The sequence below is a fragment of the Candidatus Omnitrophota bacterium genome, from assembly GCA_028716245.1.
In the GTDB taxonomy this organism is placed as follows: Bacteria; Omnitrophota; Gorgyraeia; order Gygaellales; family Profunditerraquicolaceae; genus UBA6249.
In genome coordinates, this window is the sequence record JAQUQW010000002.1 from 122,573 (window position 1) to 145,205 (window position 22,633).

Sequence of the window (22,633 nt, forward strand, 5' to 3'; positions counted from 1 at the left end):
ATGGATTCCTCTGGTTCTTTAGCGAAAGTAGTTGCGGTTTATGGCTCAGTGGTGGACGCGCAGTTTGCCTCCGCAGGAGGTATGCCGCCAGTGGGCACGATGCTTAATGTTTGCACGAGCCTGGGTGAGAATATTGGTTTACAGATAGTTGAGCACCGGGGGGATAATATCTGCCGTTGCGTGGCATTAGGATTTACTTACGGGGTAGGCAGGAATATGCCCATCCGCCTGCGGGAAAACGGGATAATTGTTCCGCGGGATTTAAATCAACTTTACGGCCGGGTGCTGAATGCTTTGGCCAGCCCCATTGACCACAAAAAAGAACTTGACACCAGCGATGCCCTGTCTTTAAAAAATATATCCGTAAATTCTAAATTAGAGGTTGATCCGGATGGCGGAGGAAAGCCCCAGGTAATTTCTACCGGGATAAAAATGATCGACCTTCTTTTCCCTCTGGTCAAGGGGTCTAAAAGCGGCTTGCTCGGAGGCGCTGCCTGCGGGAAAACCATCCTCATTTTGGAGATTATCCATAATATTATCAGTTATCAGAGCGGTACCTGCATTTTTGCCGGAGTCGGAGAGCGTATCCGCGAGGGCAATGAACTTTACCACGAATTCTTGCGCGCTGACCTGCTGAAGCGTTCCATCTTAGTTTTTGGCCAGATGAATGAATCTCCGGGTATGCGTTTTGAAGCAGCGCATACCGCCGTTGCCTTGGCGGAACTGGTATTAGCCCAGAGAAAAGACGTGCTTTTCTTTATGGATAATGTTTTTCGTTTTGTGCAGGCAGGCAGCGAATTGGCTACTCTTTTAGGAAGAATTCCGTCTGAGGGCGGATACCAGTCAACCTTGACCAGTGAAATAAGCCAATTACATGAAAAAATACGCTCGGAGAAAAGCGCCAGTATCACCGCTATTGAGGCGGTTTATGTGCCCGCCGATGACATGACGGATCCGGCGGTTGTGGCGATATTCGCGCATATGGATAGTTTGATTGTTCTTTCCCGCTCATTAGTACAGCGCGGGCTTTATCCGGCAATCGACCCTTTGCAATCGTCGGCAAATTCTTTAACTCCGGCAATCGTCGGCAGGAGGCATTTTGATGTTGCCCAGGATGTCCTGCGGCATTTCCGGCGCTACGATGAATTGGAGCGCATTGTTTCAATCATCGGTAAAGAGGAGCTTGCCCCCGAAGAGAAAATCATTTTTGACCGGGCAAAGAAAATGCAGAATTTTCTTTCCCAGCCGTTTTTTACCGCCGAAGATTATACCGGCAGGCCCGGCGCGTTTGTTTCATTAGAAGATACGATTTCCGGATGCGAACGCATAATCAGCGGGGAACTGGATAAGGTTGATGAGAGCCGCCTTTATTGCATAGGAAAACTGGAGAGCTAAATATGTCGACGAATAAATTATTAGGGGAGATGCTGGTAAAAAGAAATTGTATTACCCAGGAGCAGCTTGATCAGGTGCTTAAGGACTCTGTCTGCCAGGAGGATATGCTTGGGGCTATTCTGGTGAACAAGGGCCTGTTAAAAGAAGAGGATTTGCTCAAAGCGCTTTCTGAACAGTTCAATTTACCGTTTTTTGCCCGCTTAAAAGACGCCCATATCTCTACGGAGGCGATTAAAGCCGTGCCGGCAAAATTCGTCAAGCACTATGGTTTTATGCCGATTAGTTTGGAGGGTGAGGCTTTGACTGTGGCGGTATTTAATCCCATGGATGTTTGGCTGGCGGAAAATATCAAATTGAACCTGGGGTTTAGGGTCAGCCGGATTTTAACTTCCCGCCGCGAGGTGGAGGCGGCGATACATAAATATTACGGGGCAGTGGCCGGAACCGTCGATAAGATCATGGAAGAGAAGATCGGCCAGGGCACAAAGTTAGCCAAGGATGAGAGCGTTGAAGATATTGAAAAAAACGCGGGCGAAGCATCGGTGATCGAGCTGGTTAACCAGATAATCAGCGAGGCAATCAAGATGCGCGCCACGGATATCCATATTGAGATATACGTGGACAAGGTAGTCTTACGTTACCGTATTGACGGGGTCCTTCGGGAAATGAAGATGCCCCAGGACGCTTATTATATAGAGCCGGCGATTGTTTCGCGGATTAAAATTATGTGCCATTTGGATGTTGTCGAACACCGCATTCCGCAGGACGGCCGGGCAAAGGTGCGCTTGCTTGACGGGCAGGAAGTAGATTTAAGGGTTTCGATATTACAGGGGTATTTCGGAGAAAATGTGGTTATCCGGATCCTTCCTTCCCAGGTGTTGTTAGATTTAGATAAAATTGGGTTTGCCCCCGAAGATTTAAAAACGATCGTGAAGCTTTTGCAAAAACCGCACGGGATTATCTTAATTACCGGGCCTACCGGAAGCGGTAAGACCACCACGCTTTATACCTGTTTAAGCCGCCTGAACCGTAAGGAGGTAAAAATTATCAGTATTGAAGACCCGGTTGAATACGCCATTGAAGGGATAACCCAGATCCATGTTAATCCCAAGGTGGGCTTAACTTTTGCCAGCGCCTTGAGAAGCGTCTTAAGGCATGACCCGGATATTATGATGATCGGTGAGATTCGTGATTCTGAGACCGCCGACCTGGCAATCCGCTCATCCCTTACCGGGCATTTGGTTTTCTCCACCTTGCATACTAATGATTCTGCCAGTGGTATTGCCCGGCTTATGGATATGGGTATTGAGCCCTACCTTTTAGCTTCTTCGGTTGAGGTAATTATCGCCCAGCGCCTGGTGCGCCTGCTCTGCCCGTTGTGTAAAGGCAAGGGGTGCGAATCTTGCAGTGAGACGGGATTTAAAGGGAGAAAGCCGATATATGAAATTATGCTTATCGATAATGAAATCCGCGGGATGATTACCGAACATAAGAACGCCCAGGATATTAAGGCCAAAGCCAGGGAAAAAGGCATGCGCACGCTTATGGAGAATGGTATGCTTTTGGTCCAAGAAGGTTTAACGACTAAGGAAGAGATCATGCGCGTGGTGGAGTTGGAATAAAATGATATTTTTATATAAGGCTAAGAAAAACCTTAAGGAGGTTGTCGAGGGCAAAATCGACGGGGGCAGTGTCGAGCAGGTGCTTGAAGATCTGCAGGCAAAAGGGCTTGTGCCGATTTCCGTCGAGCCGTTAATCGGCCCGCCTGTTTCCGCAGCGGCATCCGCAAAAACTTCCCCCAAACCCGAAACAGTTTCCAACCCAATCGGGAAATGGGGTTTAAAAAACCTAGTTTTGTTCACCCAGAAACTTTACAATCTGGTTAATTCCCGCGTAGAGTTACTTAGCGCCTTAAGGCTTTTAGAAAAGGACTGCCAAAATCAGACCGAAAAATTATTACTTTCCGATATCATAAAGAATATTAAAGACGGTGTTTCATTTTCCAATTGCCTTAGCCGCTACCCGCAGTATTTCCCGCAATTTTACGTCAATATTGTCCACACCGGCGAGGCAACCGGCAAGCTCAAAGATTCCCTGATCCAACTTTTGGACTATCTGCGCCGGTTTGAAGATTTAAGGACCAAGGTAAAACAGGCGCTTGCTTATCCAATATTTATGACTTTGGTTGGCGTAGGCACGATATTTGTAATGCTTACTTTTGTCCTGCCGAGGCTGGCCGGGATGTTTGAAGATTTTCAGGCGCAGCTGCCCTTACCCACACTTATTTTACTCAATATCGCGAATTTCCTTAAAGCTTATTGGGTATTTGTAATCGGATTTATTGTTATTCTTGTCTTTGCGTTTAAGGTCAACGGCGCAGGCAAGGAAAGTGTTTTTAGCCGCCTGAAATATCATATTCCCATTGCCAAAGATATTGTTTATAAACAGTCGGTGGCCAACTTTTCCAGAAGTTTATCCCTGCTTTTGCAAAGCGGAGTGAACCTGCTTTCCGCCTTGGCCGACGCCGGTCCGATAATCGGCAATCCGGTTTATGTCAGCCAACTTGAACAGGTGCGCCGTGATATCAGCCAAGGCATGCCTTTTTCAGACTCCTTGGCCAAATTCAAAATCTTCCCGGATTTTTTTGTGCAGATGATCCGCGTCGGCGAAGAAGGCGGCAGGCTGGACAGCGTACTGGCGGATATCGCCGAGTCTTATGAAAAAGAGATTGAGGCAGATTTAAAGGTCGTCAGTTCCCTTATTGAACCGGCGATAATTTTGGTCCTGGGCCTGGTGATCGGGGCGATGGTTATTGCCATGCTCCTGCCGATATTTAATATGAACAGCCTTGTCGGTGGCTAATAAATAGGGACAGCGACCATTTTTTGTTCGCTATCCCTATTAAAAAAATGGTCGCTGTCCCTATTTATTAAGATAATTATGAGAACTAAAGTAATCATAGAGCTTGCGGAGTCCTGCCTTAAGGTTGTTATCGGCCGTAAGGTTGCGGTTGAGCCTCTGGCCAGCACTGAACCGGCGGTTATTTCCAACACTTTAAGCTTGATATTAAAACAAAATAAATGCGGCAAAAATTTTGATGTTTTCGTGGTGTTTAACCGCAATAAAATAACTGTGCGCCGCCTAGACCTGCCCTCCCAAGACCCCAAGGAACTCGAACAGATGCTGGGCCTCTGCCTCGTGCGCCAGATCCCCTATCATAAAGAAGAGGTTTGCTGGGCATATCAGAATTTAGGGTTTGACGGCACAAGCAACAGCCACCTGATTTTGGCCATTGCCTTAAAAAATGTTTTTAAAAATGTGGTCAACGCTTTTATTCCCATAAATATCCTTCCGGAAGCCATATTAATGAGCTCGCAAGGTCTCCTGCATTATGTGGCTGAAGCATGCAAAGATAAATCTTTACTGCAGGGTTCATACCTGATCCTGGATATTGACGCAAACTATAGCGACCTGGTGCTGGTGGATGAGCGTAAGTTAGGCTCAAGCGTGGTGATACCGCAGGGGGCAGTCCAGTTAAAAAACGAGCAGGAAAAAGAAAAATTTGCCATTGAATTGAAGCAGGCGCTGGTTGCCTTGAATAACGAAATCCCCGATGCCAAATGCGACAGATTATTCTTAACCGGCGCCTCAGCAGCGTATCTTACCCTTATCGAGTCAGCCCTGGCCAGGGATTTTAATTTGAAGGCGCAGTATATCTCTTCCAAGGAGTACGATAATTTCATCTCCGGAGGCTTAAAGGATATTTCTTTATCCGCGGTGCTGGGGTTTAGTTCGCAGATAGCCAAAGATGATATTAAATTTGTTGTCCCCGAGCTGCAGGTAAAAAAAGAAATGAAATCCAAGGTGCAGCAACTGATGATCCTGGGGGTGGTCCTGGTTTATATCCTGATTTCTTTAGGCGGAATTGCTTTGCTCAGGCTTATTCAGCAGCAGCTTTATTCAGCCAGCCTTAAGGAGAGGGTCGTTTCTTTAGGTAAAAAAACCAAGGACCTGGAGGATATTACCGAAAAATTAAAAATTGCCAAACAATACGCGGATCCCAAGTCTTCGGTATTATCTTCCCTGTATTCGCTAAATAGGTTGTGCCCGGAGAGCGTAACCATTACCAATTTTAATTGGGAACTTCAAAAGAGCCTGTCTTTTAGAGGATACGCTCAACAGATACCCGATATTTTAACTTTTACCAATACTCTTAGTAATTCCGAATCTTTTAAGGGCGCGCAAAACCGTTACACCCGCAGGCGTAAATTAAAAGATAAAGATGTGGTTGATTTTGAGGTGGTCGTAAAATGAGAAAACTAACCACCAAGGAAAAAATATTATCGCTATGTATCGGTTTATTGTTAGGGTTATTTGCGGTTAAAAGTTTTGTCCTGGGCCCGATATATGAAAAAACCGCTGTTTTTTCCGCAGAGATCGAACAGTCTAAAATGGCCATCCATAAATACCTGGCCTTGGAACATAATCGCCCGGGAATTCTTAAGGCGCAGAAACAAATCGAAGGTTATTCCAGCCTTCGGGGCTCTGATGAAGAGAAATCAGCGATGGTGATGAGCAAAGTTGAGGCTGAGGCCAGGAAATCCAAACTGCAAATATTAGATATGAATGTTATCGGTTCCACCAAGGTAAAAGGCGGAGTAGTGACGCTTTACCGCGTTTCCTTGCGCGCCGAAGGCCAGCTGAAAAATATTTTGGATTTTATTTCCGGTATTGAAGGGGCCAACATTTTGTTGCAAGTTGAGAAAATCACTTTGTCTGCCAAGGATGAAACTGGGAGCGTCTTAAAAATAGACACCACTATATTAGGAGTTTCATTTTCATAGACCCCATTTCCCCTTCAGGTCCGAAACAGTTTCGATTCTAAAGAGGAAATGGGGCCATAAAGCTATAAGGAGATTATCATGAAAAAAGTTTTCGCTCCGTTAGGAATAAGACAAGGATTCACTTTGATTGAGTTAATACTGGTAGTAATTATTATCGGAATTTTGTCGGCGATGGTCGTGCCGCGGCTTGCCGGCCGCTCCGAGCAGGCGCGCGCGCAGGCGGCAAAAACAGATATTAATTCCAGCATCCCTCTTGCCCTGGATCTTTATGAAATGGATATGGGCCATTATCCCGAATCCCTGGATTACCTGAGGACGCGTCCGGCAGGGGACGCCGATAACTGGCATGGGCCATACTTAAAGAAGAAGCCGGTGGATCCCTGGAATAAGCCTTATCTATATAAAGCCCCGGGCGACCATAATCAGGAGGGCTATGATCTTTCTTCTGCCGGCAAGGATGGGCAACCCGGCACAGCAGATGATATTGTAAATTGGAGTGAATAAGGTGAATAATTTGAAAGGGTTCGCCCCTTCGGGGTTCACTTTAGTTGAGGTGATGATTAGCGTGCTGATACTGGGGGTTGGCTTGACCCTGGTAGCCAATTCTTATATCGTTGCCTTAAGGGGAGTAAACTCTACGGCTAACAATATCGGAGCTTTGCGCCTGGGGCGAGAAAAGTTGGATGAACTTGAGCTCTTAAGTTTAAAAGACGGCTTATCCGCTTCCGTTACCCAGGATATTTTAAAATCTCCTGCTAAAAGTTATGATTATAAACAGGAAATCATTGAAATAACCCAGCCAAAAGATTTGGCTAAATTCCTTGTACAGGCCTGCCTGAGCCTTAGTTGGCAGGAACAGAATGCCACAAAAAATGTCACTTTTTCCACATACCTGCCCAGGCAAAAACAATAAACTAAGCGCTTTTACTTTAGTGGAACTGCTTATTGCGGTTTCTATATTTTCCGTCGTCAGCATCGCGATTTATTCGACTTTTAGTTCAGGAACTTCTGTTTTAGGCCGGGTAAAGAATATTGATTTTATCCAACAGAGGATTTTACTTAAAACCGAGAGATTTTCCAGGGAATTAAGAGAGCTTCCCGCCTGTAGAAAACAGCTGTTTTCGGGTACGAAAACAAAGATTAGTTTCCCCGGGAATCCAGATTATATCCCCTGCCGCATAACTTATTATTTTGACAGTTCCTCTTTTTGTCTTATGCGCGTAGTAGATAAACTCAGCCAGATCATTACGCCCGAGGGGAAAGTGGATGCGCAATTTAAATCAAAACCGGCGGTTTTTTTATCCAAGATTAAAGAAGTAAAATTTAGCTATCTTAATTTAGATCTGATTAAGAATGAATATAACTGGATAGATGAGTGGAGGCAGGATTATTTGCCTGTTGCTGTTAAATTGACTGTTACCAGCCAAACCCAAGAATATGTCTCGACAGTATTTTTACCTAAAGCGTAAGCCGCAAGGCAATAAGAAAGCAAGCATCCTGGTGCTCTGCCTCTGGGCAATAATGATCCTCTCCATATTGGGCATGGGCTTAACCGGATTGGTTTTTCAGGAGATACGGTTTGCCAGAACTTACCAACGATTAAGTTTCTCTTTGCCTGCCGCCAGAGGGGCGCTAAAAACAGTGTTCTACTTAAGAGAAAAAGACGCCACACCTACTTTTGATACCTTTGGGGAATTAGCCGAAGAAAATGAGATGGCTTTATGCGGGAACAACTCTTATAAATACTATTTTGCGGATAAAAGTAATTCGGCTGATAAAAGCCTGGCTGTTACCAGCCAGATTATCGATGAGAGCGCGTTGATTAATTTAAACACCGCTTCTAAGGACGTGCTGATGCGGCTGCCGGGGATGGATGAAGAGTTGGCGGAAAAAACAGTTAATTCCGGGTTGCGCCCTTTTAGCTCAATCAATGAAGTGCTTTTAGTTGAAGGCATGAGCCGCGATAATTTTATACTTTTTAAGGATTTGGTTACTGTGTATGGGGCAGGAAAAATAAACATTAATACCGCAAGCAAGGCAGTACTTTTAGCTTTAGGTTTAGATGACCAGCTGGTAGAGGCGATTTTGCGTTTTCGGCAAGAGCACAAAATCATCAATCCTGATCCGGTAGCTATTCCCCAAGTGCTGGGCTATGGTTTTTCCAGCACTGATAAGATACTTGATGATTTAAGGGCATTTACTTTTTTGAGTTTAAAGCAGGAGCAGGATCTCCTGGCGCTGGTTTCTATATTGGGTGTAAAATCAGAGTATCTGCGTTTTAATATTATCCCTTACTCCGGTAGCAGGCAGGGGCTGCACTATAGCATTGTTATCCATCCCGCAAGTAAGAAGATTCTCTCCTGGAACGAACAATAATTGACTTGACAAAGAACCCTCTATTTACTAAAATTAAATAGTAAAATTTTACTATATTAAATAGATAAATAGGGACAGCGACCATTTTTTCTTGGTCGCGTAGATGAAAAAATGGTCGCTGTCCCTATTTAAATGAGGTTAAGTTATGATTTGGGAAACTAAGACTGAAAGTAAGTTCAAAACTCTGATTTCCAAAATACCCGTATTCCATCGGCGGATTACCGAATCAGTGGTCAGCCGTCAAGCCGAGAAAATCGCCGGTAATCGTAATTGCCGCCAGGTGGAAGATCAGGATGTAATTGCCGCTTTTTTCTCCGATGTCCCGTCGCCGTTCTACAGCATGATGGTCCGTCTTCTTGAGCAGAATGGTTTTGATTATAAAAAGTATGGTTTTCCAAAGGAGACTCGGTAATGCGTATCGCCATCATTGGCGCCGGGGCCATCGGTTGTTTAGTTGCCGCTTATCTTAAGGAAAAGGGCGAAGAGGTAACCTTAGTCGGCCGCAGCGGGGCGGTCAAGGTGATCAGAGAAAACGGCATCGTTGTTTCGGGGGTCAGGGGCAATTTTCTGGCGCATATCGGTATTTCCGACACCCTAAATTATGTTCCGGATTTAGCCATCTTGGCTACTAAAACACAGGATATCAATTCTGTTTTGCAGGACAACTCCCATTTACTGCAGAATTCCCTCTTATTAACTGTGCAAAACGGCGTACGTGCGGATAACTTGGTTGCCCGATACGTCCCTGCGGAAAAGGTCATTTCCAGTATAGTTATGTTCGGGGCAACTAGCTTAGAGCCGGGCAAAGTAGTGCATAATTTTGAAGGCAGCTGGGTATTGGGGAGCTTCTTTAATCCCAATCCTTCCGAGTCCTTACTTTCCGTAAGCCTGGTTTTAGATAAGGCATTTCCGACAATAATAAGCAAAGACATAAAAGGGATGAAATATTTAAAGATTTTTGTCAATGCCAACAACTGCCTGCCGGCAATCATCGGCAAGAGTATGCAGGAGGTCTTTAGCGACCTGGCGATCAGCCGGATCAGTATTGCCATCTGGAGAGAAGCTTTCAGGATTATCGATTATATCGGGATAGATTTGGTTTCTCTCCCCGGATTCCCGCTGGAAAACCTTACCAAGCTTACGGCTATGCCCAGCGAGTTGGCAGCCCAGGTTTTTTCGGAGCGCATGAAAAACCTGAGCAAAGAACCGTTATACGGTTCGATATTGCAGAGTATAATGCGCGGTAACCTTTCGGAGATTGATTATATTAATGGCGAATTTGTGCGTCTGGCCGAAGAAAATAATATGCCGGCGCCTTTAAATAAGATTTTAGTGGAGATGGTGCATCAGGTGGAAAAGAATAACCGGTTTTTCAGCAAAGAAGATTTGATCCAAAAGACCAGGGAACTAATTTAGAAAAATGAAAGAAGTTAAAACCCCTTTTCCCCGCTTGAAACTTACCGTAACGCAAGTTTTAGGAGATTGTTACCACGGTTATAAGAGCGGCGATGAAATCATTTTAGAAGATTTTACCCATGCCCCGGTCCATTTCTGTTTGGGGCTGGCGCACGCGCTTTTTCCGGTAATCTATGCTTTAAGTTTTGGGGCAAAATTCGGGTTCCGCGATAACCAGCGTTCTTTGCTGGTGACCTGTCCCGACGGAGGAAAGCTGGAATTTAAAGCCGAAATTCTGGATAAGCAGGGCAAGCTTGAGGTTGTTCCAAGAGACCCCCAACATAAAGGGCCAAATCCTAAGAAGATGATTATTGAGGTAGCTGAGGCAAAAGGAAAATGCGCCTTTGGATATAAAGTCGGGGATAAATGGGAAACGCAGGGTTTAAAATGTATCCCGGGTTTTTGCGGGGCGGCATTCCACACGGCATTCCCGGCTTTGTTTGCTTTAAATTTTGGAGCCAAGTTTTTCTTTGTGCCGGATCCGGATTCAATTGATACGGTTACCTGTCCGGACGGGGGCAATATTGTTTTTAAGGTTACCAGAATTGGGGAGAAGAAATAATTTTATGGCTAAACGCAGAGTAGTAATAACCGGTATAGGAGTAATCTCGCCTAATGGCATCGGTAAACATAACGCCTGGGAAGGTTTTTCCAGCGGAAAAAGCGGGGTGCGTTTAGTTGACGGCTTTGATGTTTCTGTTTTTAATACCAAGATTGCCGCCGAAGTCAGGGATTTTGACCCTTTTAAATTGGGTCTGAATCACCAGGAGGCCATGCGCATGGATCGCTATGTGCAGTTTGGAGTGACTGCCGGCAAGATGGCAATAGAGGACAGTAAATTAGATTTTTCCCAAGAAGATACCCGGCGTATCGGGGTTTGTTTAGCCAATGCCATCTGCGGGACAAAATATATGGAAGAGGAGTTTGCTTTAGTTACCGAGGACGGGAAAAAACCGATCAACCCGGCGCAGGTTAGGCCCGATCTCTATGACGCAGCGATGTTTAACACTCCTTCGATAGAAATCAGCGCGCGTTTTGGCTTAAAAGGGATTTGTAACACTATTTCTACGGGATGCACTGCCGGCACAGACTCATTGGGTTTTGGTTTAGAAAGCATTCAGGATGGGGAGCAGGATGTAATGATCTGCGGAGCTGCGGAAGCCCCGCTTACCCCGATTACCTTCGGCGCTTTTGATGTGGTCAATGTTTTATCCGTGCGTAATGATGAGCCGCAGAAAGCCTCGCGTCCTTTTGATAATAAGCGTGACGGATTTGTGCTCGGAGAAGGAGCGGGAATCTTAATTCTTGAAGAATTAAATCACGCCTTAAAACGCAATGCCCCGATTTATTGCGAAGTTTTAGGTTTTGGCACCAGCTGTAATGCCTTTCACATGACCGACCTGCCTTCTGACGGACGGGCGATGGAAACCTGCATCAGTTTGGCCTTAAAAGATGCGCAGGTCAAGCCCGGCGAGATTGATTATATCAACGCGCACGGCTCAAGCACGCGGATGAACGATATCTTTGAGACCAATGCTTACAAGGCAATTTTTGGCCAGTATGCTTATAAGCTGCCGATCAGTTCGCTTAAATCCATGATCGGCCATCCTCTGGCCGCGGCAAACGCCATTGAGATGACCATGGTCTCGATGATTTTTGAGAAAAATATCCTTCCTCCGACGATAAATCAGGATGAAAAAGATCCGCAGTGCGATTTGTATTATATTCCCAACCAGGCAATCCAGAAAAAAGTTAACACAATTATAAAAACCAGCAGCGGTTTTTCGGGGATACATTCTTCGCTTATTTTAAGAAGGTTCGGTGGATAATGGAAAAAATCGCAATTACCGGTATTGGAGTTGTCAGTCCTTCGGGTATCGGAAAGCGGCAGTTTTGGGCAAACCTTAAAAGCGGTCGTTCATTTATTAAAGAGATTACCCGTTTTGACGCTTCACTATACGCTGCGCATATCGCCGGACAGATTGATGATTTGGAAAAATACAGCCATATCTCCGAAAGGCTTTTAAAAAAAATCGATGCTTTTTCGCATATGGCGCTGGTTGCTTCGGAGATGGCCCTGCAGGATGCCGGGATCGATATTAAAAATGAGGATCCCAATCTTGTGGGGATTTTTTTGGGCAACGCTATCGGCGGCTGGCTCTATGCCGAAACTGAATTAAGGGATTTATATTTAGAGGGCCGGGAAGGTGTTTCACCTTATATGGCCTCTGCCTGGTTTCCCGCCGCTCCCCAGGGACAGGTCTCCATTTATTATGGAATAAAAGGTTTTAGTAAGACCGTGGTCAGCGACCGGGCCAGTTCTTCGATGGCTTTAGGGTACGCCCGGAAAGTTTTAGCGAAAAATAAACTGAATATGATTTTGGCAGGCGGTATGGAGGCTCCGGTTACCCCTTATGCCTTATTATGCTGTAATACCTATGGGGCGCTATCCAAAAATAATCATAATCCCCAGGGGGCGTACCGGCCATTTGATAAACAGCGCAATGGTTTTGTAATCGGCGAGGGCGCCGGAATTGTAGTCATGGAAAGTGTCCGGCGCGCCCAAAAAAGAGGCGCAAATATCTTGGGGGCAATCTGCGGATACGGCACGACTTGCGACGGGGTGGACAGGATCAATTGTGCCAGCGACGGAAAAGAGCTGGCGCGGGCAATTAATATGGCGCTTAGTGACGCCAAGGTAAATCCCGAAGAGATCGGTTATATTAGTTTAGATGGTTTAGCAGTTGATCTCTGGGATAATTCTGAAATCAAAGCTTTAAAGATGGTTTTCGGGGATAATTTAAAGAATATTCCGTTGAGTTGCCCCAAATCCATGTTTGGAAATTTGCTTGGAGCATCGGGTGTGCTGGATATGATTATCGCGCTTTTAACTATGAAGCATAGTTTAGTCGCCCCGACTTTAAATTTAGAGGTTCCGGCTTTAAATAATTTAAATTATGTGGCCAAGAAAGCCAGGGAATATAAAGTAAACAAGTCTTTGATCATCTCGCGCGGCCGCGGCGGGATTAATGCGGTTTTAGTAGTTGAAAAAAACTAGAAACAGTTTCCAAGCTAATCGGGAAACAGTTTCTGCTTTAACTTGGAAACAGTTTCGAAGTTAAAGAGGAAATGGGGGTAAAGGGAGGGTAAAATGAAGATATTATTTGTTATGCCCAGGGTCGGCGCATGGGCAACGCACGGCATACACCGGTCACCAAACCAGCTTTACGCGCACTGGGCTGCGTATGTGCGGGAGAGGGGTTATGAAGATGTCGCGGTCATCGACGGAAGAGCACTGGAAATACCCATGGACCAGCTGGTGGAGCAGGTAAAGGCAAAAAACCCGGATGTCGTGGTTATGGGCGAGCAATTGCACGGTTATGGCGGCTACGGCGTATTACGGCATTTTAAAGAGGCAGCGATCAACATTAAAAAAGCGCTGCCTAAAACAAAAATAATTCTCGGCGGGTTATGGTATTCGGCGATGCCGGTGCCGACATTAGAAGAGAACCCTGCGGTTGACTTTGTGGTTATGGGGGAAGAGGAATCTTTTGGAGATTTGATCGAAGCCATCGATAAAAAGAAAAATTTTAAGGATGTTGGCGGGGTAACTTCGCGGGTTGACGGACAAATCGTCATGGGCCCGCATAAGCCGCTGATGGAAGATCTAGACAAGCTTCCTTTACCGGCCTATGACTTATTTCCGATGGATAAATATGTCGGCCACACTTATTGGAAACCATTTGTGGATATGGTTACTTCGCGGGGCTGCCCTTCAGCATGCACCTTTTGTTATGAATGGGACCAGTTTGATCCGCGTTCGCCTTCGGATTTCTTGAAATGGCGGGCTAAATCTCCGGAAAGAGTTATGGAAGAGATGAATCTTCTGCATAGAAAATACGGGGTTAAAGTCGCGGTTATCCAGGACGATAATTTTAATGTCGACCCCAAAAGAGTGCAGAAATTTTGTGAACTTAAAAAAGCATCGAATAATCCAATTAAATGGGTATCTTTGGGCCGGGCTATTGATTGGGTTAATTGCGAATCGATCTTGCCCCTGATGAAAGAAAATGGTTTATTCATGGGTGTTTTTGGCATCGAGGTGACAACTCAGTCAGAGCTCAAGCGAATCGCTAAAGGTATTACTATCGACCAGATTAAGAAAACCATCGAGATCTTGCGTAAAAATGATATCGCGATTGTCGCGGATATCATGATGGGTTTTGATTATGATACCGAGGCCATTGTTAAGCAGCGTTTTGAGTTTACGGATCAGGTTGATCCGGATATCCTTTGGGTAGGCTATGTTACTCCCGCCCCAAATTCGCCGATGTGGAGAATTGCTTTAAAGAAAAACTGGATCGATCCCAAAAAGGTAGATTTTAGCCAATGGGATTTTCTCCATCCGGTAATCCCCACGGATCATCTATCCACAGAAGACCTTGGCCGTTTGGGTTCCTGGTGCATGCGTGAATTTTTCTCTAAGCCGGGGAGGATAAACAGGATTATGGAAAGTAATTTTGACCCGTTGGCCAAACTTTGCTTTCAGGATGTTATGGCTGGGGTAGGTAAATGGGAAGCAGCCGCGACCAAGGGCGAAGTGCAGATATAAATTTTGCGGGTTTTGCCGAGACTTGTTCCCACAGCACCGCTCGATTTTCCCCTGCGAGGAAAATCTTCGCTTCGGCAAAAATTTTCGCTCTGCCGGGACATATATTGTGGGCAACCGTGCCCGCTCAAATTTTTGAGATGCTGTTCGAATCAAGTCTCGGCACCCGCAAAAGCGGCGTTATTAATTTTATATTGCAACAGGAGGAAAGAATGGATATAAAAGTAAGAGTTAAAGAAGTCTTAGCCGGATTGTTAAAAGTTAAAATTGACGAATTGAAGGATGAAGTGTCTTTGATCAATAGTATCGGCGTAGATTCTACCGAGATGGTGGAGTCGGTAATTGCCCTGGAAAAATCATTCGGGGTCAAGCTTAGCCCTAAGGAGATTACCAAGAATTCGACGATTAACGATATCGTAAATAATATCCAGTCAAAATCGGTAAAATGAAGATAATTGACTTAAGCCTGCCTATCGATGAAAAGGCTTTTGAAGTGCACAAGGTTGATATCCAGCGGATCACCCATAAAGCCGGCGTGGATAAATTTAACCGGGTGATTATGGGCAAGACTATTTTAGGTAAAATAAAATACGCCTTAGGCGCCCGCATCATCAAAAAAGAGCAGCTGCCTGATGAAGAATTTCTCTCCCTGGAAATTGTGCATGCTCCGGTGCATACCGGCACGCACTTGGATTACTCCTTTCATTATGGATCAAAATCAGAAAATCGCCCTGCCAAGACCGCGGATGAAATCCCGTTGGAATATTGTTACCAGGATGGGGTTAAACTTGACTTCCGGCATAAAAAACCCAATGAAGTAATCAAGGCGGAGGATATCGAAAGCGCCCTAAAGAAGATGAATTATCAACTTAAGCCTTTAGATATTGTCTTATTGCATACTGCCGCGGATAAGCTTTATGGCGGGCCAAAATATTTTTCAGATTACCCCGGGGTTGATCCCTCGGCTATTGATTATCTTCTGGATAAAGGAATTAAAATCTTTGGCGTAGACACGATGGGGATTGACCGGCCATACCGGTTTATGCTCAAGGAATTCCTGGAAACAGGGGATCCTAAAACTTTTTATCCGGCGCATTTCTATGGCCGCAAAAGAGAGTTTATTCATATCGAGCGCCTGGCGAACCTGGAAAAAATACCGGATTTTGGTTTTAAGATTATTTGTTTCCCTATACGTATAAAAAATACCGGGGCCGCTTGGGCCAGGGTAGTTGCTACTATTTAATGAAACGGAGGACAAATGGGACATACATGTAATTCAATAATTATTAAAGCGCCATATGATTTGGTTTTTGATATTTCCAATGACATCCCGCGCTGGACGCAGTTATTCGGCAGTGAATATAAAAAAGCCGAGATCCTAAAAAAAGAAGCCAACAAAATCACTTTTCGCCTTACCGACGACGAAAATAAATCCTGGGCCTCCTGGAGATTATTATACAAGAATAATTTTTTCACTTATTCGGAACGTTATGAGCCAAAATTCCCTTTTAATTATATGAAGATTATCTGGCTCTATACGCCAAAGCCTGAAGGAGTGGAGCTTACCTGGATCCAGCATTTTCAGATGGATGAGAAGGCCAAGTTTAGCGATGAGCAGGTGGAAGGTTTTATCAATAAACATTCCAAAGAGAACTTATTGATTTTTAAGAAGGTCATTGAAGAATCAGCCAAGTAATTATTAAGGGGAGGAGCCCCTTGTTCGCTTACGCTCACAGGGTTTTACTAGATAAAAGATTAAAGGAGGAATTATGAGTACGGATTTAAAAGGTAAGGTTGCCATTGTTACCGGAGCCAGCCGCGGCATCGGTAAATCTTTAGCTTCAACCGCAGCGGGTTTGGGCATAAATTTAGCCCTTGCCGCCAGAGGCGAGGGGCCTTTAAAAGAAACCGCGGATGAGATTGCCAAGAAACATAAGGTTGAGGTATTAGCCGTAGCCTGCGACGTCACAAAATTAGAAGATCTGGAGAATCTGGTAAACAAGGCTAAAGCTAAATTCGGCAAAGTCGATATTTTGATTAATTGCGCCGGAGTTTCCTCGCAGTATCCTTTTAACGAACAGCCAATTGAGGATTTTGAAAAATTGGCGCAGACGAATTATCTGGGTTATGTGCGGTTAATCCGCCTGGTGATTAATGATATGATGAAACAGAAATACGGGGCAATTATCAATATAGTTTCCGGCTCGACGCTAGTGGATCCTGTCCCCAGAAACTTTATTGTCTACAGCTCGCTTAAAGTCGGCTTGCGCGCTTTTTCAAAAGGCCTGTTTTGGGAGTTGCGCGACCATGGGATCAAGGTAACTTCTATTTTGCCCGGAGTCACGGATACGGATTTAACCGGCAAACTTAAAGATATTACCGGCGATACGTCGCGTTTAATGGGCACGCAGGCAATTGAGGACGCGGTGCGTTTTGCTTTAACCGTGCCGGCTAATGTTTGCCCGCTGGAGATTTCGGTAATTAACCAACAAACACCTTGGACTGCTCCGGTAATACCGTTTAAACAGCAGCACCCGGGAAAATAACGGAGAGAATAAATGAAAAAAATATTTTTTCTGGCGGCAGCGGTGGTTTTATTTGCCCGGGGTGTTTGTTTAGCCGAAGGCAATAATTTATTGCTTGATGATTTTGAGATTTCAGTCACCGGTGGCCCCACAGGAACGGTTGATTTTGGCGCAGGTAACGGCTCGACTGTTACGGTAACAGCGGCTAATGATATTAAAAACAGCGGTAATCAGTCGTTAAAAGTAGTTTATGAGGCGGTTCCGGGAGGTTATATTTATGTGGCCCGCGGCTTTGGGCTTGATGCCAAGAATGCTAACTGGCCAATTAAGCCTTCCGATATTAAATGGGGAGAATACAGCGCGATATCATTCTATGTTTACGGGACGGATTCTAAAGCAAAAATTGCTTTTGATATAAAAGATAACGGGGGGGAGATCTGGCGTTTTATAACCGAGGATGATTTTAAAGGCTGGAAGAGGATAGTTTGCGGTTTTGATAAATTTGTTGTGCGCGATGACTGGCAGCCAAACGACGCAGACAATAACAAGCAGCTGGATTTTCCGATTAAGGTCTTCCAGTTTGAACCGCTTCCCGGATCAAAAGGGACTCTTTATTTTGACACGGTGGAGTTAGTGAAAAAATAGCACCCGACTCTATTGGATGAGCCGGTGCGCGCTTCTGCGCAGGAAAGGTGGGAATATGAATAATCAGGATATTAAGAATTTAAAGAAGCGTTATTTTATCTGGCTCTATAAAACCGCCAAGGAAACCTTTGATAAATACGAACGCAAGTTTACTCAAGTTGATATCGATAAGGATCTCCTGGCGGAAATGGAAAAAGAGCTTTTAGGCTCCTACCTTCCTCATGAGAAAGACGCCCTCCAAAGGCAGATCAACGATTTTCAAAAATACATCGAGAATAAAGAAAAGGCTTGTTCAGAATTCAGGGACCAGCATAGAAAGATCAATCCGGATTTTATTTTTTCAGAAATAAAACTGAATGCGATTGAGAAGATAACCGTTAAGGAATTAGGCAGAAGAGGTTTGGAAGAGATTAAATCCCTTTATGAAAAAGAAATGACTGAACGTATCTTAAAGAACACGGAGTCCCGTTAAAGATTATTTCTCGAACGGGATAAACTATTAATGTTAATAGACGCGCATAGCCACTGGCTGCCGGATGAAATAATCACCAATGCCCATTTTTTTCATAAGGGCTGGGGGGATATTCAGGCGCAGCTGGCGATTATGGACGCGCTGGGGATTGACCGGGCAGTTTTAAGTTATCCTACCTCGGATGCGCATCTAAAATTAGGTAGCATCGGCCAAGTGGCGCATATTTATAATGATAATGTTGCCAAAATTTTAAAATCCCACCCCAAAAGATTTATCGGCGCGGCAATCTTACCTGTAGATAATTCCATCGATATGTTGGAAGAGTTAAAGCGGGCAATCAATGAGTTGGGTTTTAAAGCGATTTCTCTTGCCTCAAGTTATAACGGTATATACTTGGATGATCAGATGTTTTTACCTGTATATAAAGAAGCGCAAGAGAAGAGTATCCCGATCTTTGTGCATCCGCAGATTGTAAACCCGATAGGTTTTGAGCGGATCAAGGATCCGCTGCTTACCCCGGCTGTTGAATATATTTTTGACACTACTATTTCCATCGGCAAGCTTTTAATGTCGGATATCTTACGGCAGTATCCTAAGGTAAAATTTATTTTTGCCCATTTTGGCGGGGCAATCTGCTATCTTAAGCAGCGTTTTGACGCAACTTACCAGATGCTGCGGGGGTTGAACTTTGTCAAAGACCTCCAGGGGCTTCCTTCGGATTATCTTAAGAATATTTACGTTGATACCAGCGGCGATACTACCGGCGCCAATTTCCTGTTAAGTTTAGAATTGGTGGGGCCAAAGCATATTTTGTGGGGCAGCGATTGGCCGGCAAAGAAGGATGTTGTCAGCGGTATCAAAGCCGTCAACGATCTGGATATATCTCAGGAGAATAAACATAATATCCTGGGGGGGAATTTAGAAAAGCTATTTGTTCTTTAATATTTTGCTCATCAGGATATTGTTCGCGTGCGAAATTTTTCGCCGTGTGCTGCGGCTTACGGCTCCTTTCGGCAGCGCAGTGTTCCTTACGTATAAAGGTATTGCCTGTACTCGCCGTAATTCCTTGCACACGTTTGCCGAAAAATTTCTAATGCACGCTCCACAATATCCTTCGAGCAAAATTTAATCGAGCAAGCTTCGACACCGCAAAAGGGAATAGCATTATGCTAAAATTGTTAAATTTGATTATCGGTGGAGCGGCGGGGACAATTGCCAGGTATCTTCTGACCGGTGTTGTCTACAGGTTTATGGGCGCCGGTTTTCCTTACGGCACCTTAATTGTCAATATCAGCGGCTGTTTTATCCTGGGTTTTTTAGCTTCCCTATCGGATAAGAAATTTATCCTGGGCCCGGATGCCAGAGTTCTCTTGATGATCGGTTTTTGCGGGGCGTATACCACATTTTCAACCTTGATCTTTGAAACCGACAGTTTAGCCAGGAATGGACAGGCAGTCCGCGCTTTTACCAATATTTTTGCCAGCGTAATTTTAGGTTTTATATTATTCAGAGTCGGCAGCTTATTAGGAGAGATAATATGAAAATTCCCGCGGATGGAAAGCTTTTGAGGATTTTTATCGGTGAGGCGGATAAATGGAATGGCCGGCCGCTTTATGAAGAGATTGTATTGCTGGCTAAGAAGAACAAGTTAGCCGGGGCAACGGCAATCAAGGGGTTTATGGGATTTGGCTGTAAAAGCCATATGCATACCGCTAATTTATTGCGGCTTTCCGAGGACCTGCCGGTGATTATTGAAATCGTAGATAGCGAAGAGAAAATCAATCAGTTTATTCCGCAGTTGGATAGAATGGTTAAAGAAGGATTGATTACTCTTGAAAAAGCAAACGTAATTATGTACCGCGCGTAATCTAAGAAAAAACGCGGGAAAATAAAATATTGACATTGTTGTATAAATATACTACAATTGTTGTAGAGGTGAACAACAATGACAGTATTTCCGGAAATAGGAAAATCAAGGTTAAGAAGAGCGCTTTTAGGGTATTTTTGCACTAATACCGATGCCCGGCTATATTTACGCCAAGCGGCTTGTTTATTGAGCGAGGATCCGGGTAATCTCTCCAAGGAATTAGCGCATTTGGTCAGTATCGGTATCTTCAACTCGAGCACAAGCGGCAAGCAGAGGTATTATTCGCTTAATAAAGAATACCCGCTTTTTAATGAACTAAAGTCAATTGTTTTCAAGACCGTAGGTGTAGAGGCTGCGCTTAAGGAGATAGTTGTTTCTACCCCGGGGCTAGTTAAAGCCTTTATCTATGGCTCTTTTGCCCGGGATGAAGAGAAGGTTTCAAGTGATATTGACATTTTACTGGTAGGAAATTTCAGCGAAGATGAGTTTATTAAAAAGCTTACTCCTTTAGAAAGTAAATTGCAAAGGGAAATCAATTACACAATTTATTCTCCGCAGGAATTTGCTAAGAAAATGAAGATTAAGGGTGGTTTTCTAAACGAAGTTTTAAAAACAAAGCTTATTTCATTAAAAGGTGAGCCTAATGATTGAGGCGTTACTCAAGAAACTTTTAGAACAAGGTAAAATAAAAAAGCAGTCCACAGGATTTATTCAGATAGAGGGATTTCTTAAAGAGGCATTGGTTGATTTAAGCGAAGCAAAAAAGACGTTTAAAGTATCAAAAAGAGGGGCGTATTTATTGGCTTATAATGCCATGTTGAAGGCCGGCCGAGGCCTAATGCTTTTGGAAGGCTATGTTCCTGATGACGGCGGCCAGCACAAAACTGTAATTGAGGTTTGTGGCCTAATATTGAGCGAGCAATTTAAGATTGCCGTAAGAAAATTTGATAATATGCGGCGCAAGCGCAATGAGCTTACTTATGAGGCGGGGATTTTATTATCTGACAGAGATACAGAGAGCGCGTTAAATGAAGCACAGTTATTAATATCGGGAATATTTAAGAAAGTAAAATCGCGCAATCCGCAATTTGAGTTGAAATTGGGTTGACTAGAATATTTAAAAGGATAACGATAATATCCTGGGTGTAAATTTGAAAAGTATTTTTGCTCTGAATAGAATATTCAGAATGTCCCTACTATATTTTTGTTTGAGCGTAATTGGTTGCGCTGCAGCGCCTACAAAAGCGGCTACGCAAAATGGGACATTCAATTGGAAAATTTATTCCAGTCCAGGGATAGACTTCACTTTTAGATATCCTCCGAATTGGGAAATTAAAGAAGAGTATCAATACAAAAGTGCCGCTTGTGGAATAGACCCAAAATGTAAAGGAGCGAGGTATATTTTTCTTAATAAAACAGTGGATCCTAGGCCACCAAGGGTGCGTGAAAGAGAAAAGTTGGGGATTGCAATAAATATGCCGCAATGCACCGGAGTCAAACATTCTAGTTTACCTGGGAATAATTGGATTTGTGTTTTTGATAAAGACCCCGCGGCATTAAATAGCTATGAAAAAATTAAGAATTCTTTTCAACTTATCAAAACCGCAAAAGATGGAAGGCATTAACAGAGTTAATCTGGCGCCGTGGTGACATTGTGATTTGGCGATATGTAAAAGAGGAGAAGATAAAATGCAGATGCAGAAAGAAGTTCATTTAACAGGGCGAGATTTGACCGAGATGGTGCAGCTGCGGCCGCAGGATGTGGGAAAATACGCGATTGTGCCCGGCCCGCGCGACCGCCTGGATGCTTTAATGAAAAAAATAGAGAACCCGGTGCGTAATTTTTCCTTTATGGAATACACTATGTATACCGGCACCTATGAGGGGATCAAAGTTACCGGAATTAACGGCGGAAGGTTTTCCACGGACACTTCGATTACTACGGAGGTAATGTGTAATGCCGGAATACAAAATATCATCCGCATCGGCACAGCCGGGGCGCTTGATGAAAATATTAAAGTCGGCGATTTGTTCGTGGTCGATGAGGTTATCCGCGGGGATGGGGTAACTCCTTATTATGTGGATAAGGATTTTAAAACAGCCAGCGATAAAAAAATATCCGATTTGCTTTTTGAGATTGCCAAAGGCATGGGTTTAAATGTGCACCGCGGCAAGGCCTGGACCACGGACGCGCTTTTACGCGAAACCCGCGAAATCGTGGAGGCAAAGCGTAAAGAGGGAGCAAGGGCAGTAGATATGGTTTCTTCGACACTGTTGACTATTTGTCAGACTTATAATATTAAAGCCGGATCGATTCTGGCGGTCAGCGATAACGTAATTACCGGCGAGATGGGTTTTATGAATCCGCTTTATTATATGGCGGAAAGTAATTTAATAAAAATTGCGTTAGAATTAGTTAAAAAACTAGAAGGCAGGTAGGATATT

At 44.3% G+C, this 22,633-nt stretch carries 28 protein-coding genes; all 28 read left to right on the forward strand.

The genetic code is table 11. The features are described from left to right. The 28 genes from atpD (at position 1) to PHG87_04180 (ending at position 22,627) form a co-directional block, all read left to right on the forward strand. Positions 1-1,395 (forward strand): F0F1 ATP synthase subunit beta, encoded by a 1,395-nt coding sequence (gene atpD / locus PHG87_04045; protein ID MDD5477359.1) that lies wholly within the window; start codon positions 1-3, stop codon positions 1,393-1,395. Positions 1,396-1,397: 2 nt separating this feature from the next. Further along, positions 1,398-3,017, forward strand: a complete 1,620-nt coding sequence (locus PHG87_04050; GenBank protein ID MDD5477360.1) for an ATPase, T2SS/T4P/T4SS family — start codon at positions 1,398-1,400, stop codon at positions 3,015-3,017. A gap of 1 nt (position 3,018) precedes the next feature. Then, positions 3,019-4,257: a type II secretion system F family protein gene (locus PHG87_04055; protein ID MDD5477361.1), complete on the forward strand. Its 1,239-nt coding sequence runs from the start codon at positions 3,019-3,021 to the stop codon at positions 4,255-4,257. Positions 4,258-4,335: 78 nt separating this feature from the next. Next, positions 4,336-5,709: a hypothetical protein gene (locus tag PHG87_04060; GenBank protein MDD5477362.1), complete on the forward strand. Its 1,374-nt coding sequence runs from the start codon at positions 4,336-4,338 to the stop codon at positions 5,707-5,709. After that, a complete protein-coding gene (locus PHG87_04065) occupies positions 5,706-6,239 on the forward strand; it encodes a hypothetical protein (protein MDD5477363.1) in 534 nt (177 codons plus the stop codon). The genes PHG87_04060 and PHG87_04065 overlap by 4 nt, the downstream gene beginning before the upstream one ends. A gap of 78 nt (positions 6,240-6,317) precedes the next feature. Further along, positions 6,318-6,743: a type II secretion system major pseudopilin GspG gene (gene gspG, locus PHG87_04070; protein ID MDD5477364.1), complete on the forward strand. Its 426-nt coding sequence runs from the start codon at positions 6,318-6,320 to the stop codon at positions 6,741-6,743. A 1-nt stretch (position 6,744) separates the two neighbouring features. Continuing rightward, the gene (locus tag PHG87_04075) at positions 6,745-7,152 is read left to right on the forward strand and encodes a prepilin-type N-terminal cleavage/methylation domain-containing protein (protein ID MDD5477365.1); all 408 of its coding nucleotides are present in this window, start codon (positions 6,745-6,747) and stop codon (positions 7,150-7,152) included. After that, positions 7,100-7,708 carry a prepilin-type N-terminal cleavage/methylation domain-containing protein gene (locus tag PHG87_04080; GenBank protein ID MDD5477366.1) on the forward strand — a complete coding sequence of 203 codons (609 nt, stop codon included), beginning with the start codon at positions 7,100-7,102 and terminating at the stop codon, positions 7,706-7,708. Before PHG87_04075 ends, PHG87_04080 begins: the two co-directional genes overlap by 53 nt. Further along, positions 7,677-8,615 (forward strand): DUF3964 family protein, encoded by a 939-nt coding sequence (locus PHG87_04085; GenBank protein ID MDD5477367.1) that lies wholly within the window; start codon positions 7,677-7,679, stop codon positions 8,613-8,615. The genes PHG87_04080 and PHG87_04085 overlap by 32 nt, the downstream gene beginning before the upstream one ends. A 145-nt stretch (positions 8,616-8,760) precedes the next feature. Further along, positions 8,761-9,027, forward strand: coding sequence for a hypothetical protein (locus PHG87_04090; protein ID MDD5477368.1), 267 nt, complete (start codon positions 8,761-8,763; stop codon positions 9,025-9,027). Continuing rightward, positions 9,027-10,031 carry a 2-dehydropantoate 2-reductase gene (locus PHG87_04095; protein ID MDD5477369.1) on the forward strand — a complete coding sequence of 335 codons (1,005 nt, stop codon included), beginning with the start codon at positions 9,027-9,029 and terminating at the stop codon, positions 10,029-10,031. Before PHG87_04090 ends, PHG87_04095 begins: the two co-directional genes overlap by 1 nt. A gap of 4 nt (positions 10,032-10,035) precedes the next feature. Further along, a complete protein-coding gene (locus PHG87_04100) occupies positions 10,036-10,632 on the forward strand; it encodes a TIGR04076 family protein (GenBank protein MDD5477370.1) in 597 nt (198 codons plus the stop codon). A gap of 4 nt (positions 10,633-10,636) precedes the next feature. Next, positions 10,637-11,899: a beta-ketoacyl-[acyl-carrier-protein] synthase family protein gene (locus PHG87_04105; protein ID MDD5477371.1), complete on the forward strand. Its 1,263-nt coding sequence runs from the start codon at positions 10,637-10,639 to the stop codon at positions 11,897-11,899. Beyond that, entirely contained in the window at positions 11,899-13,128 is a 1,230-nt protein-coding gene (locus tag PHG87_04110) for a beta-ketoacyl-[acyl-carrier-protein] synthase family protein (GenBank protein MDD5477372.1), read from the forward strand. Before PHG87_04105 ends, PHG87_04110 begins: the two co-directional genes overlap by 1 nt. Before the next feature lie 93 nt (positions 13,129-13,221). Continuing rightward, on the forward strand, positions 13,222-14,682 hold the full coding sequence (locus tag PHG87_04115) for a radical SAM protein (GenBank protein MDD5477373.1): 1,461 nt from the start codon (positions 13,222-13,224) through the stop codon (positions 14,680-14,682). 209 nt (positions 14,683-14,891) lie between these two features. Further along, the gene (locus PHG87_04120; protein MDD5477374.1) at positions 14,892-15,128 is read left to right on the forward strand and encodes a phosphopantetheine-binding protein; all 237 of its coding nucleotides are present in this window, start codon (positions 14,892-14,894) and stop codon (positions 15,126-15,128) included. Continuing rightward, positions 15,125-15,922: a cyclase family protein gene (locus PHG87_04125; GenBank protein ID MDD5477375.1), complete on the forward strand. Its 798-nt coding sequence runs from the start codon at positions 15,125-15,127 to the stop codon at positions 15,920-15,922. Before PHG87_04120 ends, PHG87_04125 begins: the two co-directional genes overlap by 4 nt. Positions 15,923-15,937: 15 nt before the next feature. Further along, on the forward strand, positions 15,938-16,375 hold the full coding sequence (locus tag PHG87_04130; protein MDD5477376.1) for an SRPBCC family protein: 438 nt from the start codon (positions 15,938-15,940) through the stop codon (positions 16,373-16,375). Between the two features lie 73 nt (positions 16,376-16,448). Continuing rightward, entirely contained in the window at positions 16,449-17,225 is a 777-nt protein-coding gene (locus PHG87_04135; GenBank protein MDD5477377.1) for an SDR family oxidoreductase, read from the forward strand. Between the two features lie 12 nt (positions 17,226-17,237). Beyond that, entirely contained in the window at positions 17,238-17,849 is a 612-nt protein-coding gene (locus PHG87_04140) for a carbohydrate binding domain-containing protein (GenBank protein MDD5477378.1), read from the forward strand. Between the two features lie 55 nt (positions 17,850-17,904). Then, the gene (locus PHG87_04145; GenBank protein ID MDD5477379.1) at positions 17,905-18,321 is read left to right on the forward strand and encodes a hypothetical protein; all 417 of its coding nucleotides are present in this window, start codon (positions 17,905-17,907) and stop codon (positions 18,319-18,321) included. 30 nt (positions 18,322-18,351) lie between these two features. After that, complete coding sequence (locus PHG87_04150) at positions 18,352-19,263, forward strand: amidohydrolase family protein (GenBank protein ID MDD5477380.1); 912 nt, start codon at positions 18,352-18,354, stop codon at positions 19,261-19,263. Between the two features lie 224 nt (positions 19,264-19,487). Further along, positions 19,488-19,862, forward strand: a complete 375-nt coding sequence (crcB, locus tag PHG87_04155) for a fluoride efflux transporter CrcB (GenBank protein ID MDD5477381.1) — start codon at positions 19,488-19,490, stop codon at positions 19,860-19,862. Further along, the gene (locus tag PHG87_04160) at positions 19,859-20,188 is read left to right on the forward strand and encodes a DUF190 domain-containing protein (protein ID MDD5477382.1); all 330 of its coding nucleotides are present in this window, start codon (positions 19,859-19,861) and stop codon (positions 20,186-20,188) included. The genes crcB and PHG87_04160 overlap by 4 nt, the downstream gene beginning before the upstream one ends. A gap of 78 nt (positions 20,189-20,266) precedes the next feature. Next, on the forward strand, positions 20,267-20,839 hold the full coding sequence (locus PHG87_04165) for a nucleotidyltransferase domain-containing protein (GenBank protein ID MDD5477383.1): 573 nt from the start codon (positions 20,267-20,269) through the stop codon (positions 20,837-20,839). After that, positions 20,832-21,296, forward strand: a complete 465-nt coding sequence (locus PHG87_04170) for a hypothetical protein (GenBank protein ID MDD5477384.1) — start codon at positions 20,832-20,834, stop codon at positions 21,294-21,296. The genes PHG87_04165 and PHG87_04170 overlap by 8 nt, the downstream gene beginning before the upstream one ends. A 43-nt stretch (positions 21,297-21,339) precedes the next feature. After that, a complete protein-coding gene (locus PHG87_04175) occupies positions 21,340-21,813 on the forward strand; it encodes a hypothetical protein (GenBank protein MDD5477385.1) in 474 nt (157 codons plus the stop codon). Between the two features lie 70 nt (positions 21,814-21,883). Continuing rightward, entirely contained in the window at positions 21,884-22,627 is a 744-nt protein-coding gene (locus tag PHG87_04180) for a hypothetical protein (protein ID MDD5477386.1), read from the forward strand. Positions 22,628-22,633 lie beyond the last annotated feature (6 nt).